Annotated in this window: 13 protein-coding genes; 1 reads left to right on the top strand and 12 read right to left on the bottom strand. The window is 71.0% G+C overall.

Translation table 11 applies throughout. The annotated features are described in order from the left end of the window. Positions 1-72 precede the first annotated feature (72 nt). From Apa02nite_RS12975 to Apa02nite_RS12920, 12 genes are all read right to left on the bottom strand, one after another. On the bottom strand, positions 73-1,698 hold the full coding sequence (locus Apa02nite_RS12975; protein WP_203825249.1) for a sodium/solute symporter: 1,626 nt from the start codon (positions 1,696-1,698) through the stop codon (positions 73-75). Further along, positions 1,695-2,078: a DUF485 domain-containing protein gene (locus Apa02nite_RS12970; RefSeq protein WP_067690411.1), complete on the bottom strand. Its 384-nt coding sequence runs from the start codon at positions 2,076-2,078 to the stop codon at positions 1,695-1,697. The genes Apa02nite_RS12975 and Apa02nite_RS12970 overlap by 4 nt, the downstream gene beginning before the upstream one ends. Before the next feature lie 31 nt (positions 2,079-2,109). Then, positions 2,110-3,684 carry a DUF4153 domain-containing protein gene (locus tag Apa02nite_RS12965; protein WP_203825248.1) on the bottom strand — a complete coding sequence of 525 codons (1,575 nt, stop codon included), beginning with the start codon at positions 3,682-3,684 and terminating at the stop codon, positions 2,110-2,112. 16 nt (positions 3,685-3,700) lie between these two features. After that, a complete protein-coding gene (locus Apa02nite_RS12960; RefSeq protein ID WP_067690942.1) occupies positions 3,701-4,738 on the bottom strand; it encodes a HAMP domain-containing sensor histidine kinase in 1,038 nt (345 codons plus the stop codon). Between the two features lie 11 nt (positions 4,739-4,749). Next, complete coding sequence (locus Apa02nite_RS12955; protein WP_067690417.1) at positions 4,750-5,445, bottom strand: response regulator transcription factor; 696 nt, start codon at positions 5,443-5,445, stop codon at positions 4,750-4,752. Between the two features lie 201 nt (positions 5,446-5,646). After that, complete coding sequence (locus Apa02nite_RS12950) at positions 5,647-6,399, bottom strand: LytR/AlgR family response regulator transcription factor (protein ID WP_203825247.1); 753 nt, start codon at positions 6,397-6,399, stop codon at positions 5,647-5,649. Continuing rightward, on the bottom strand, positions 6,396-7,589 hold the full coding sequence (locus tag Apa02nite_RS12945; RefSeq protein ID WP_203825246.1) for a sensor histidine kinase: 1,194 nt from the start codon (positions 7,587-7,589) through the stop codon (positions 6,396-6,398). Before Apa02nite_RS12945 ends, Apa02nite_RS12950 begins: the two co-directional genes overlap by 4 nt. A gap of 44 nt (positions 7,590-7,633) precedes the next feature. After that, entirely contained in the window at positions 7,634-8,815 is a 1,182-nt protein-coding gene (locus tag Apa02nite_RS12940; protein ID WP_203825245.1) for a PD40 domain-containing protein, read from the bottom strand. Then, the gene (locus Apa02nite_RS12935; RefSeq protein ID WP_203825244.1) at positions 8,812-9,324 is read right to left on the bottom strand and encodes a SigE family RNA polymerase sigma factor; all 513 of its coding nucleotides are present in this window, start codon (positions 9,322-9,324) and stop codon (positions 8,812-8,814) included. The genes Apa02nite_RS12940 and Apa02nite_RS12935 overlap by 4 nt, the downstream gene beginning before the upstream one ends. A 116-nt stretch (positions 9,325-9,440) precedes the next feature. Then, positions 9,441-10,517, bottom strand: coding sequence for a TolB family protein (locus Apa02nite_RS12930; protein WP_203825243.1), 1,077 nt, complete (start codon positions 10,515-10,517; stop codon positions 9,441-9,443). Between the two features lie 133 nt (positions 10,518-10,650). Continuing rightward, a complete protein-coding gene (locus Apa02nite_RS12925) occupies positions 10,651-12,243 on the bottom strand; it encodes a sugar transferase (protein ID WP_067690427.1) in 1,593 nt (530 codons plus the stop codon). A gap of 178 nt (positions 12,244-12,421) precedes the next feature. Then, positions 12,422-13,285: an Fpg/Nei family DNA glycosylase gene (locus Apa02nite_RS12920; RefSeq protein WP_067690430.1), complete on the bottom strand. Its 864-nt coding sequence runs from the start codon at positions 13,283-13,285 to the stop codon at positions 12,422-12,424. A gap of 24 nt (positions 13,286-13,309) precedes the next feature. Between Apa02nite_RS12920 and Apa02nite_RS12915 the strand changes: the two genes are divergently transcribed. Continuing rightward, a complete protein-coding gene (locus tag Apa02nite_RS12915; RefSeq protein WP_203825242.1) occupies positions 13,310-14,482 on the top strand; it encodes a glycosyltransferase family 4 protein in 1,173 nt (390 codons plus the stop codon). The last annotated feature ends 49 nt before the right edge of the window (positions 14,483-14,531 follow it).

Below are 14,531 nucleotides of genomic sequence, written 5' to 3'. Positions count from 1 at the left end.
CAGTTCGGCCGCGGACGTGGGTCGTACCTTAAAGATCCTTAAATGCGGCCCGCGGCCGCAACCGCCGGTGCTTCAGGAGCGCAGGGACTCCGGGGCGTGCAGGCGCAGCATGGTGGCGCTCACGTCGGCGGGGACGCGGCGGCTGGTCAGCAGGGAGACCGCCACCATCACCAGGAACGCCAGCGGCACGGTCCAGGCGGCCGGCTGGCCGACGAACTCGGCGAGCCCGCTCGGCAGGTCCGCCCCGAGCACCGTGACCAGCACCGCAAGCACTGCCGCACCACCACCGACCAGTATTCCGGCGGTCGCGCCGGCGTCGGTCAGCCCGCGCCACCAGATGCCCAGCACCAGCAGCGGGCAGAAGCTCGACGCGGCGACCGCGAACGCCAGCCCGACCACCCGGGAGACGTCCATGTCGGACACGAACATCGACATGGTGATCGGTACGACCGCGGCCAGCAGCGTGGCCAGCCGGAATTCGCGCACCGAACCGGACCGGCCGGGCCGCAGCACGTCCGTGAAGATCACCCCGGCGACGCTGGTCAGCAGCCCCGACGAGGTGGACAGGAAGGCGGCCAGCGCCCCCGCGGTGACCAGCGCGCCGAGCAGCCGGCCCAGGTGCCCGCCGCCCAGGGCAGCCTCGGGCAGCAGCAGCACCACGGCATCGGTACGCCCGGTCATCAGCAGTTGCGGCGTGTAGATCCGGCCGAGCACCCCGTAGAGCGTCGGCAGCAGGTAGAACAGCCCGACCATGGCCAGCACCACGAGCGTGGTGCGCCGGGCCGACGCGCCGTCCGGATTCGTATAGAACCGCACCAGCACGTGCGGCAGCCCCATCGTGCCCAGGAACGTCGCCAGGATCAGCGAGTACGTCCCGAACAGCCCGGAGTCGCCGCCCGGCTGCAGCCAGTCCGCGCCGAACTTGGCGTCGACGGTGCTCACCCGGGGCACCGGGTCACCGGCCGCGAAGTGCAGCGTCTCGCCCGCGCTCACCGGACCGATCCCGGCCAGCTCGGCGTCCCGCTCGATCACCACGCTGGTCGCGGCCGGGAAGACCGCACCGGCCGGCGGTGTCACCGGCGGACGGCCGTCGGACTGCCACTGCATGATCAGGAACACGATCGGCACGGCCAGCGCGGTCAGCTTCAGCCAGTACTGGAACGCCTGCACGAAGGTGATCGCGCGCATCCCGCCGAACGCCACGTTGCCGGTCACCACGATGCCGATCAGCAGGGCGCCCCAGACGTACGACCCGCCGGTCACGGTGGCGAACGTCAGGCCCGCGCCCTGCAACTGAGGCAGCAGGTAGAGACAGCCGATGAACAGCACGAAAGCGGTGGCCAGCCGGCGCAACCGGGTGGAGCGCAGCCGTACCTCGCAGAAGTCGGGCAGGGTGAACGCGCCGGAGCGGCGCAGCGGCGCGGCCACGAAGAGCAGCAGCGCCAGGTATCCGGCGGCGAAACCGACCGGGTACCAGAGCACCTCGACGCCGTACCGCAGGACCAGCCCGGCCACGCCCAGGAACGACGCGGCGGAGAGGTACTCACCGCTGATCGCGGCGGCGTTCCAGGCCGGGCTGACACTGCGCGAGGCGACCAGGAAGTCCGAGGTGGTGCGGGCGAAACGGAGGCCGTACGCGCCGATCGCCACGGTGATCAGCACGACCAGGACCAGGCCGGGGACCAGGTACGGGTTCACCTCTCGGGCCGCCGGATGACCGCGGTGAAGTCCTGCTCGTTGCGTTCGGCCCAGTGCACGTAGGCCGCACCGACCAGGACCAGGAACGGGAAGGCGAGCACACCGAGCAGTAGCCACGGCAGGTTCATCCCGAACACCTTGAGCCCGCCCACCGCCGGCGCCGCGGCGAACAGCAGCGGCAGCGCGCCGAGCCCGGCCGCCACCACCAGCGACAGCCGCAGCGCGAGCGCCAGCTGGGCCCGGATCAGCCCTTTGACCAGGGCGTCGCCGATCGGGGTGCCCTCGGTGAGGTCGGTGCGGGCCGGGTCGGCGGGGCCGCGGCGGGCGGCGGCTTCGCCCAGCACCACCCGGGTCCGTGGCAGCGGCGGTTCGTCGGCCATGTCCGGGAGTCTCGCCGCCCCGCGCGGAATGTCAAGCCCCGGACCGCGTCAGCGCCGCGCATCCATCCGGGTCCATCGGGTAGGCGCCGTTGCCGATCAGGTCCATGGCCGTCGACCGGCCGAGGTTCCAGGCCTGCCAGTCGCTGTCGGCGATGGTCAGGCCGAGGTGGTAGAGCACGCAACTGCGGTCCCGGGCGTCGGACAACTCGATCACCGCCGGGACCGCGTCCGGGGACAGGTCGGACAGGTAGGCCACGTCGATCCGTCCGACCGGCGCGTCCACCTGGTTACGGGCGATCATCAGGTCCGGGTTCGCCACCGCGAGGCCGAGCAGGGCCAGCACGCCGGTCGCGATCGCCACCCGGGGCAGCCACGGCGCGCGGATCCGGATCCCGGCCAGCAGCACCAGGATCAGGACCACCCCGAACCACACCTCGCAGCAGGCGACCAGCAGGCGCAGCCGGGTCAGGCCGTAGATGTCGATGTAGGCCTGCATCCGGATCAGCGCCGAGGCCACGATGAGCAGGGTGAGCCCGGTCAGCGGGCCCAGCACGGCGCGGAACACGGTCCGGTCGGCGGGTGCCTCCCGGGGCGCCCAGCGGGCCGCGCCGGCCAGCACCAGCAGGGTCAGCCCGGTGACGAAGCAGAGCTGCCAGAAGCCGCCGCGGGCGTACTCGGCGTAGGTGAGACCGGCAGTGGTCCGCACGTGCCGGTCCCCGCCGAACAGCGGCACCAGCTGGACCACGACGAACGCCGCGAAGAGCAGGGTCAGCAGGCTCAGCGGCACGGCCCACTCCAGGCGGCTCACTTTGCGGCCCTCGGTGTGGTCGAGCTCGGTCAGGTCGGGCGGGGCGGCGAGCAGGAAGGCGGCGCCGCCGAACACCGGGGCGGCCAGGCAGCAGATGAAGATCCAGCGGAACATGCCGTCCACCCGCAGGTCCGGCAGGATCGTGTCGAAGAGCCGGGCGAACGTCGGGTCGGCCGAGGCGAAGAGCAGACCGAAAACGGTCAGCAGGACCACCGAGACGGCCAGGGTGGCGATGATCCGGATCGGCGCCGGGCCGTTGCCGGTCCGGCGCATCCGCGCCAGGCCGCGCACCAGCCAGGGCAAGGACCGCAGGATCGCGCGGGGAGCCATCAGGTACGTGGTGAGCATCGCCCTGATCGACCGTCCCGCACCGATCGCCAGCGCGAACGTCAGCGTCGCGGTGAGCAGGCAGAGCGCGAACAGCCAGCCGGCCGCCCGGAACGTGCCGACCCCGAGCAGCGCGATGGTGGCGACACCCCAGAACAGCTGGTCCCCGCGCCGGCGCCGGGCCGGGCGGATCACCAGTGGCGGCACCGCGCTGGTCGCCGGCCGGGCCACCAGCAGCGCGATCCCACCGGCCAGCGCGGTGATCAGCCAGCCGAGGCCGGGCTGGTCCAGCGGCAGGGACACCGCGGCGACCACGGTGGCGGCGAGCACCGCGACGATCGTGCTCGCCGAGGCCGGTGCGCCCGGTCCGGGCATCATCCGGCCCCAGGTGGAAACGTCCGGCCACGGGCCGTGCAACTGGCCTTTTGCGAAGAATTGTTCCGTATTTTGAGCAGGCGGTGCCGTGGACATGGCGAAACCTCGTCTTTTAGAGGGGGAGACGTACGTGGATGTGGCAGCCGCGGCGCTCGGTCGGCTCGACCACGGCGATCGTTCCGTTGTGGAGCTGCACCACCCAGCGGGCGATGGCCAGGCCCAACCCGGTGCCGCCGCCGGTCGGCCGCTCGCCCCGGGTGAAGCGTTCGAAGACCCGTTCCCGATCTGCCGCCGGGATGCCGGCACCTTGGTCGGCGACCGCGAACAGCACCTGCTCGTCGCGGCGCTCGGCGCGCAGCGTGACCAGGCCGCCGGGCGGGCTGTGCCGGGTCGCGTTGTCCAGCAGGTTCGCGAACACCTGGTGCAGTCGCTCGCGGTCGGCGGGCAGCACCAGCGCCGGCGCGGACACCTCGAACCGGACGTCCTGCCCGATGCCGTCGGCGTTGACCTTCGCCTCCCGGACCACCTCGTCCAGGAACTCCGGCACGTTGATCAGTTCACGGCGCATCGGCACCACACCGGCGTCCAAACGGGACAGGTCGAGCAGGTCGGCGACCAGGCGGCTGAGCCGTTCGGTCTGGCTCAGCGCGGTGTGCATGGTCTGCGGGTCGGTGTCGGCCACCCCGTCGACGATGTTCTCCAGCAGGCCGCGGAGGGCGGTGATCGGCGTACGCAGCTCGTGCGAGACGTTCGCGATCAGCTCGCGGCGCTGCCGGTCGGCGGCCTCCAGGTCGGCGGCCATCTGGTTGAAGGCCTGGGCCAGCTCGCCGACCTCGTCCTGTGACCGGGTCCGGATCCGGCGGGTGTAGTCGCCGCGGGCCATGGCGCCGGCCGCGACCGTCATCTCGCGCAGCGGAATCGTCGCACCGTGCGCCATCACCTGCAGCGTGGCCAGCCCGAGAGCGGCCGCGATGCCGATCCAGAGCACGTCGACCCGGTAGAAGTCGATGCTCCACAGGAAGACCAGCAGGCCGATGCCGCCGGCGAAGCCCAGCGCCAGCGAGAGCTTCGCCTTGATCGAACGGACCGGGTCGAGCGGGCGGGGCAGCCAGCGGAACAGGTGGGCCGCCACGTCGTGCACGACCTGCATCACCCGGCCGATCATCGGTCGACTTCCAACGCGTACCCGACGCCGTGCACCGTGCGGATCAGGTCCGCGCCCAGCTTGCGGCGCAGGCCCTTGATGTGGCTGTCGACGGTACGGGTGCCGGAGGCGTCCGCCCAGCCCCACACCTCGGCCATCAGCCGTTCCCGGGGCAGCACCGTGCGCGGCGTCCGGGCCAGGTGCACGAGCAGGTCGAACTCGGTCGGGGTGAGGTGCTTCTCGGCACCGCCCCGGAGCACCCGGCGCTCCGCCTGATTGATCTCCAGGTCGCCGAACCGCAGCGTGGGCGGGCCGGGCTTCGGGATCGCCGCGGTCTTGTTGACCCGGCGCAGCAGGGCGTGCACCCGGGCGGCCAGCTCGCGCATCGAGAACGGCTTGGCCATGTAGTCGTCGGCGCCGACCGCGAGGCCGACCAGCAGGTCGGTCTCGTCGCCACGGGCGGTCAGCATCAGCACCGGGACCGGACGTTCGGCCTGGATCCGGCGGCAGACCTCGAGACCGTCGAAGCCGGGCAGCATGATGTCGAGGACGATCACGTCCGGCGGGGTGTGCCGGGCGGCCTCGACCGCGCTCGGCCCGTCCCCGACGACCTGCACCAGGAAGCCCTCGGCGCGCAGCCGGGCCGCCACCGCGTCGGCGATGGCCCGCTCGTCCTCGACGACGAGAACTCGCCGCTCGGTCGTCGTCTCCACGCCTGCACTCCCTCACCGATCGCCGCGGCCGCGGCCGGTGCGCCCCCGTGACTCACCGGCCGCCCGCGTGGTCAGCAGCTTATAAACCGCTGAAGGAGGGCTGGAGGTGGAGTTGTGAACGAACTGTGGAGATGAGTTATCCCCGGCTGCCTGTGGATAACTCTGTGGAGAACTCGGTGGGGTTGTGGATAAGCGTGTGGATTAGCGGGTCCAGTCGTGCTTGGCGGCCCGGATCAGGCGGTCCTTCAGCTCCCGGGTGTGCCGTCGGCTGACCGGCAGCTCCACCCCGTCGACCGCCACCACATAGCCGGAACCGGTCAGCCGCAGCTCGGTGACCAGGCGCAACTGCACCAGGTAGGAGCGGTGGATCCGGGCGAAACCGGCGTTCGCCCAGCTCTCGGCGAGCGTGGCGAGTGAGACCCGGACCAGGTGGGAGGCGTCCGCGGTGTGCAGCCGGGCGTAGTCGCCCTGCGCCTCCACCCAGCGGACCAAGGACCGCGGCAGCATCCGGGTGGTGCCGGCCAGCTCGACCGGGATGGCCTGCTCGTCGACGCCGGCACCGGCAGAGCCGGCCGCCGGCATCGGGGTGGAGCGCAGCCCGGCTACCCGGCGCAGCGACTCGCCCAGGCGTTCGGCCCGGACCGGCTTGCGGACGTAGTCGGTGACACCCAGGTCGAAGGCGTCCACCGCGCCGTCGTCGTACGCGGTGACGAAGACGATCGCCGGGGGATGCGCGAAGCGGCGCAGGATCCGGGCCAGTTCCATGCCGTCCAGGCCGGGCATCCGGATGTCCAGGAAGACCGCGTCCACCTCGGTGTCCCGGAGCACCCGCAACGCCTCGGTGGCGTCGCCGGCCCGGTGCACGTACGCCACCCGGCCGTCCGCGTTCAGCAGGTAGGCCAGCTCGTCCAGGGCCGGTGGCTCGTCGTCGACGGCGAGCACGACGAGGGTCATGCCCGCACCTGGGGATGGAACTTCGGCACTCGCATGCTCACCTTCGTCCCCGCGCCGGGGGCGGTCTCGACGACCAGCCCGTGATGGTCGCCGAAGACCGACCGGAGGCGTTCGTCCACATTGACCAGGCCGACGTGCTGGCCGTCGTCGTTGTCGGAACTTTCCAGGCCGAAGACCGACGGATCCATGCCGACACCGTCGTCCTCGACCGTGATGTGGCATTCGGCGCCGGCATCACGAGCTTCGATGCTCACCATACCGACGCCGGGTTTGCGGGACAGCCCGTGCCGGACCGCGTTCTCCACCAGCGGCTGCAGGCAGAGGAACGGCAGGCCGACCGGCAGCACCTCCGGCGCGATCAGCAACCGGACCTGCAGGCGGTCGCCGAACCGGGCCCGCTCGATGGTCAGGTAGCGGTCGATCGAGCGCAGCTCCTCGGCGAGCGTGGTGAACTCGCCGTGGGTGCGGAACGAGTACCTGGTGAACTCGGCGAACTCCAGGATCAGCTCGCGGGCGCGCTCCGGGTCGGTGCGGATGAACGAGGCGATCGCGGTCAGCGCGTTGTAGATGAAGTGCGGGCTGATTTGCGCGCGCAGCGCACGCACCTCGGCCCGGGCCAGCCGCTCGCGGGACGACTCCAGCTCGGCGAGTGCGACCTGGGAGCCGGCCCAGCGAGCCGCCTCCAGGGTGGCCTGCACCAGGCCCGGTGCCGGATGGTCGTCGGCGACCGCGACCAGGGCGCCCACCGCCGCGCCGTCCGGTCCGGACAGCGGGGCCACCACCGCGCCGCGGACCACGCAGTCGACCCGGTCGCAGGGCAGATCGGAAGCGGTCAGCACGATCGAACGCCGGCCGGTCAGGGCCCGCTGCGCGGCGGCGGTCAGCTGCTCCGAGTGGTGGCCGCCGCGACCGTCGTACGCCAGGCATTTCTCGCCGTCGTCCAGGCTGAGGCCGACCGCGCCCACCAGGGTGCGCAGATGCCGGACGGCCTTGGCCGCGGTGGCCGGGGTCAGCCCGGCCCGCAGCGGCTCGGCGGCCAGCGACGCGGTGTGCAGCACGTCGTAGGTGGCGCGCTGCATGGTGGTGGCGATCCCGCGCCGGGCCCGCAGCCGCAGCACGGCCACGACGGCGGCGGCCAGCGCCGCCAGCACGGCGAGAACCGCCAGCACACTACCGATCTGTCCGGCCACGGCACGATCCTGACGGTTCCGGCCCGCATGCGCCATGCCTGCGGTCAGCCGGTGTAGCCCACCAGGGTCGACGAGCCGAGTTTCGCGGGCTCGGTGGCCTGCACCAGGAGGGCGCCGTCCGGGGCGAAGACCGAGAGCACCCTCTTGCCGGACCCCTGATCGGTGCGGACCAGCATGGCACCGTCCACATCGAAGAACACGCCGCTCACCGAGCCGGTCACCGGGATGGCGACCACCTCACCGGTGGCGGTGTCCACCACGGCGTCGGCCCCGTCCGGCGTGCCGTCGCTCCCGGTGAGGCTCTGGATCGCCACGGCCGCCCGGGAACCGGTCCGGTCGACGCTGTAGACCCAGCAGGCGCCGATCTGGGTGGGGTTCGTGCCGTTGCTCGGATCACCCAGCACCGGCACGGTCGTCCCGGTGGCGCCGCCGTCGGCAACGGTTTTCAGCCGGCACGACGACGTGCTGCCGTAGACCAGTTTCGCGCCGTTCCCGGACCACCGGAAATGCTGGCCGGTCAGGCTCTTCGGCAGCGCGCTGAACGTACCGTCGGCGACCGTCAGCACACCCGGCCGAGGCGCTGCCACCAGCAGTTTCGTCCCGTCCGGCGACCAGGCCGGCGTCTGCGCCGAGGTGGTCACCGTGCCGTCGTAGACCGGGGCCGGCTCGCCGACCACGTGCACCTGGCCGTCGGCGACGTAGGCGATCCGGGAGCCGTCCGGGGAGATCGCGACCGACGCGTCGTCCGCGGTCGGCCAGCTCTGCTGTTTCCCGCCGTCGAGCCGGACCACCGTGCCGTCGTAGGAGCGGTAGAAGACCTTGCCGGGCAGGTCGGCCAGCTTCCGGGACTGCGGCACGGCCACGGTCGGTGTGTTCTGGGTGGTGGTGCTCGCACTCGGCTGGTGGCTCGCCGGCGACGCCGCCGACGAGTGCGGCGCCGGCGCGGACTGGCTCAGCGCGACACTCGGCGCCACGGAGGGCGACACGGTCGTGGACGCCGCGACCGTCGGCGGCGGGCCGGTGTCCGGCGTGCGCGGGAACTGCCAGAGGACGGCGCCGGCCAGACCGGCCACGGCCAGCATCGACCCGCCCCGGACGAGGGTCTGGTTGCGGCCGATCCGCCGGGACCGGTTCAGCGCCCGGTTGTACATGTCGACGTCGTGGACCGCCTCGGCGAGCTCGCCGAGGCCGTCCTTCAGGTCGTTGCTCTTCATCGGGTCAGTCATCGTTGCGGCTCCAGGATCCGCAGATCAGCGACCAGGGTACGAAGCTTGGCCAGCCCGCGCGCGCACTGGGTCTTGACGGTGTTCACCGAGACGCCCATCAGGTCGGCCGCCTCGACCTCGGTGTGGTCCTCGAAGTACCGCAAGATGATCACTGCTCGCTGTTTCGGGCTCAGGGTGAGCAGCGCGCGCCGGAGCACGAGCCGCTGTGCCGTGACTTCGGCCTGGTCACCGGTGCTACCGGAACGATCGGGAAGGTCGCCGGGAAAGACTTCGGCCACCTTAGGGCGTCGCCAGAAGGACACCTGCGCGTGGTACATGACCTTGCGGGCGTACGCCTCGGCATTGCCCTCCCGTTCCAACCGGCCCCACGCCCGATGTGTGCGGGCCAGGGCCTCCTGGACCAGATCTTCGGCGAGGTGCTGGTCGCCGGTGAGGAGAAAGGCCGAACGGAGCAGCGAGTGGGTTCTGGCCCGGACGAATTCCGAGAAGCTGTCGTCGGGGCGGGCCATCGAGTTGTCCGATCGCTGGTTCAGGATTCCGTCGCTCTGCGGTGGTCTGAACGTCGCTTTCCGTTCAGGCCACCGCGGAGATCATATTGAGTGACGGCTCTGCCCCGGCAGCGGGGTCAGCGACGGTAGTCGATCAGGATCAGCCCGGTGGTGGCAGCCGCCTCCTTCTTGGTGGAGAGCACCTTGAGGCCCGCGTCGAACAGGGTCAGCGTGCTGCTGGTGGCGGAGCCGCTGCGGACCAGAAGGGTGCCGTCGGCCTTCAGCAGCAGCTGCCGGATCGCGCCCTTGACCGGCACCGGGATGACCTTGCCGGTCGCCGTGTCGATCAGCATGTTGGCGTTCGGGCTGCCCTTCGGGTTCTCCCGCTCGAACGTGGTGAGGACGTTCGCGGTGATCCGGCTGCCGGTCCGGTCGCTGCTGATGATGTCGATGCCCTGCAGCTGCTGCGGGTTGGCGGCCGAGTTCGGGTCGCCGACCACCGGGGTCTTGACCTTGCCGGTGCCGTCGACCTTGGCGGAGTAGATGACACCCTTGTCCGCGAGGAAGAAGTAGCGCTTGCCGTCCGGGGTCATCCGGTAGTGCAGGCCCGACTGGAGCGCGCTCGGCAGCTGGGTGGCCTTGCCGTCGGAGACCCGGATCGTGCTGAAGTAGAGCGGCGCACTCGCCTTCCAGGCCTCCGCGGTGATCACGCTCTTGCTGTCCGCGGTCCAGGTGAGGCTCATCGCCATCTCGTTGACGGGGAAGCCCAGGTTGCGGGCGCCGGTGCCGTCGGTGCCGGCCACCCACACCCGCCGGTCCTTAGCCGCGACCCAGGCGATCTTGCTGCCGTCCGGGGAGATGCTGGGGTGGATGTAGTAGACGTCCGCGCCACGCAGGATGGTGGTCGACTTGCCGTCGCGGACCGCGACGTACCGGTTGTTGTCAGTGTCGTAGTAGAAGAACGTGCCACCGATCGTGCTGTTCACCACGGGGGTGGTCGGCGCTTCCGCGTCGGTGGCCGGCGCAGCCGCCGAGGCCGAAGCGGTGACCGCGGCGGAGGCCGCCGGGGCCGCGGCCGACGCCGTCGCGATCGGGGCGGTCGAGGCCGGCGTGGTCGCCGCGGCGTCGGTCTGGCCGCCCTTGCTGCAACCGGTCAGCAGCAGCGCGCCGAGAGCGGCGGTGGCGATCATGAGGCGAGGCGTGGTGATGCGCATTTCGGTGTTCCCCGTTCGTTCCCAGTGGACTGACGCACGGATAGACGCGGATCCGTGCGACGCCGGGTGACACCTGGGCCGAACTTTTTTCAACTATTTCCGGGAACCACGTTGGTGCAGCTCAACCTGGGTTTTAGTAGGCGCCCTTGCGGCGGAGGACCACCCAGATCGTGCGCCACAGGATGCTCAGGTCGTAGGTCAGCGACCAGTTGTCGACGTAGTACAGGTCCAGGCGGACCGCCTCGTCCCAGGACAGGTCCGAGCGGCCGGACACCTGCCACAGGCCGGTGATGCCCGGGCGGACCAGCAGACGGCGGCGGACGTCGCCCAGGTAGTCGCCGTCGTCGGCGGGCAGCGGGCGCGGGCCGACCAGCGACATCTCGCCCTTGAGGACGTTGACCAGCTGGGGCAGCTCGTCCAGCGAGGTCGCGCGCAGCTTGCTGCCGAACGGGAAGATCCGGGGGTCTTCCTTCATCTTGAACATCATGCCGTCGGACTCGTTGAGTTCCTCGAGCGTGGCCTTGCGTTCCTCGGCGTCGATGTACATGGTCCGGAACTTCCAGACCTTGAACGTGCGGCCGTCGTGCCCGACGCGGGTCTGCCGGAAGAAGACCGGGCCCGGGTCGGAGAGCCGGATGCCGAGCGCGATCAGCCCCAGGATCGGGCTGATCAGCAGCAGGCCGAGGCCGGCCACCACCCGGTCGAGCAGGTTTTTGATCAGCCAGCCGGGGCCGGAGAGGGTGGGCTCCTCGACGTGCAGCAGCGGCAGGCCCTCGATCGGGCGGATGTGCACGCGCGGGCCGGCGATGTCGGTGAGCTGCGGGGCGACCACCAGGTCGACGCCGGTGCCCTCGAGCTGCCAGGCCAGCCGGCGCAGCTCGCCGGGTTCGGCGCTGGCCGAACCGCAGACCGCGAGGGTGTCCGCGCTGAACTCACGGACCAGGGCGAGCACGTCACGGCCGGCGAAGACCGGGACCGGGGTCTCGATGCCGCGGGCCGCCGCGTAGCCGTCGGTGATGTGGATGGCGACCGGGATCAGGCCGGCGGCCGGGCTACGGGTGACCGCGGTGTAGACCTCGAGCGCCTCGGGCAGCGTGCCGACCAGGATCATCCGGTGCGCGCCGTGGCCGGTGCGCCGCCGGGAGATGTGCAGCACCTGCCGGGCGAAGACCCGGCCGAACAGGATCAGCAGCAGCGAGCTCAGCGACACCAGGCCGACCGTGGCGCGGGACAGGTCGGTCTTGGTGGCGAACGAGAGCAGCGAGACGGCGGCGACCACGGTGACCGAGGTGCGCACCACCCGCTTGAACTCCTCGCTGCCCAGACCCAGGTAGCGGCGGTCGTAGCTGCCGCTGGTCCAGAGCAGGAAGACCCAGCCGAGCGGCAGGACGAGGTAGGCGAAGAAGCCGAACAGGTCCGTTCCCTGCAGGAACCACCAGCTCTTGTCGAGGAAGCCGCTCTTCGACTTCTCGATGAAGGCGTCGGCGATCATGCTGGCCGCGAGGGTGGAGAGCAGGTCCAGGACGATCAGGACCGCGGTGTACGGCCGATGCCACCGGGAGATCCGGCGGTGCTGGCGGGTCCACGCGGAACGCGGGACCCCGTTGCTCGGTGGCTGCTGTTGTGCCGGCCACTCGAAGCTGTCGTACCCCACGGGTTTACTCCGGCTGCTGTCGGTCGTTGGGCGGTGCAGGCTAGTCGTCACTTCGCCTACGTCCTCCCGCATCCGGAAAAAGATTACGCACCGCCACGACCTCGGGACGGTCGGCAGGTCCGCGGATACCCGTTCGCGTACCAACGGTTCCCAGGGACCGGGCCACTATACCGATGGATCGGCCGGAGAGAAGGTGACGTTGTGATAGCAATCCTTACCGTCGCGGTGCGTAATCGAACGGTCGCGGTCTTCACCGCACCAACTTGGACAGGCGACGATCCGCGAGCGGTTTTCCGCCGGTCTGACAGGTAGCGCAATATTGCAGGCTCTTGTCGGCGAACGAGACCTCGCGCACGGTGTCCCCGCAAACCGGACACGGTAGACCGGTGCGGGCGTGCACCCGCATACCGGCCCGTTTCTCGCCCTTGAGCTCGGCGGCACGCTGGCCGACGGAGCGTTGCACGGCGTCGGTCTCCACTTCGCGCATCGCTTCGTACAACGTGGTGATCTGCTCGTCGGTGAGCTTCTGGGTGAGTGCGAAGGGCGACATCTTCGCCACGTGCAGGATCTCGTCGGAATACGCGTTGCCGATCCCGGCCAGCACCTCCTGGTCGACGAGCACCCCCTTGACCTGGCCGTTGCGCAGTTTCAGCCGGGCGGCGAACTCGTCGCGGCTGACCGCCAGGGCGTCCGGACCGAGCCGGGCCACGCCGGGCACCTCGGTCGCCGGGTCGCGGACCAGGTACGCCGCCAGCGACTTCTGCGTCCCGGCCTCGGTCAGGTCGAAACCGGACCCGTCGTCGAGCCGCAGCCGGATCGCGATCGGTCCGCTGCCCGGCTTGAGCGGGGCCGGCGACTTGAACGCGTCGCGGTAGTGCAGCCAGCCGGCCCGGGCCAGGTGCACCACCAGGTGCACCTCGGGCCCGATGCCGATGTCCAGGAACTTGCCGTGCCGACCGGCGGAAACGATCGGCAGACCGGCCAGCGCCGAGGGCGCCGGCTCATACGTCTTCAACGCGCTGAACGAGGAGACCTCGAAGCGCTGCACGGTGTGGCCGACCGCACGCTCACGCAGGTAGGCAGCGAGCGCCTCGACCTCGGGGAGTTCGGGCACACCCTCACGGTAGCGTTTGCGAGCGTGAAGGTGGTGGTAGCACACAACCGGTATCGCGAGGCGATTCCCTCCGGGGAGAACGTCATCGTCGACACTGAGATCGAGCAGCTGCGTGCAGCGGGCTTGTCAGTCGTCCCTTTCCAGCGGAGCTCCGACTCGATCGAGGGGATGTCGGTGGCGCAGAAGGCGCTGCTGCCGGTCTCGCCGATGCTCGGGGTCACCGCGCAGCGCGATCTCGCCGCGCTGATCGAGACCGAGCGACCGGATGTCCTGCACCTGCACAACCCGTACCCGCTCCTGTCGCCCCGAGTGATCCGGACCGCCCACCGGTACCAGGTCCCGGTGGTGCAGACCGTGCACAACTACCGGCAGGTCTGCTCGTCCGGGCTGTACTTCCGGGACGGGCACAACTGCCACGACTGCCGCGGCAAGGTGCTCGGCTGGCCGGCGATCACGAACAAGTGCTACCGCGGCTCGGCGGCACAGAGCGCGATCATGGCGACCACGCTGGCCGTGCACCGGCCGACCTGGCGCTCGGTGGACCGCTACATCGCGCTCACCGACAAGATCGCCGCGCACCTGATCAGCTACGGCATCCCGGCCGAGCGCATCGTGATCAAGCCGAACGGCCTGCCCGACCCGGGACAGCCGGACCCGCTCGGCGACGGTTTCCTCTACGGCGCCCGGCTCTCCGCGGAGAAGGGCCTCGGCCTGCTGCTGGAGGCCTGGCGGCAGCACCCGGACGGGTCGCTCGGCCCGCTGCGGATCGCCGGCGACGGTGAGTTGCGGCATCTGGCCGAGCAGGCCGCCGCGGACCGGAGCGACGTGACCTATCTCGGTCCGCTGGACCGGGCCGGGATGACCGCGGCCCGGCAGGCGGCGGCCGTAGTGGTGGCCGTGCCGACCTGGGAGGACGTGCTGCCGACGGTGATCCTCGAGGCGATGGCGTCCGGGCGGCCGGTGCTCGGCACCGCCGTGGGCGGGGTGCCGTACCTGATCGGGGACGGTCCGGAGGCGGCCGGGTGGCTGGCGGCGCCGGAGGTCTCCGCGCTCGCCGCGGCGCTGCCGGTGGCGCGGGCCGGTGCGATGGCGATGGCGGTGGGCGCGCGGGAGCGGTATCTGCGGCACTTCCACCCGGACGTGCTGACCAAGCGCCTGATCGACATCTACGCCGGGATGGCCGCAGCTCGCACGTGAAGCGGGCAGCGGGGTTGTGTGTGAACTTTCGGTGCGCTCCGCGCCCAAA

It is taken from the genome of Actinoplanes palleronii, assembly GCF_016862315.1.
GTDB lineage: Bacteria > Actinomycetota > Actinomycetes > Mycobacteriales > Micromonosporaceae > Actinoplanes > Actinoplanes palleronii.
Note: the sequence above shows the minus strand (reverse complement) of the source record. Positions and strands in the feature narration are given on the sequence as shown.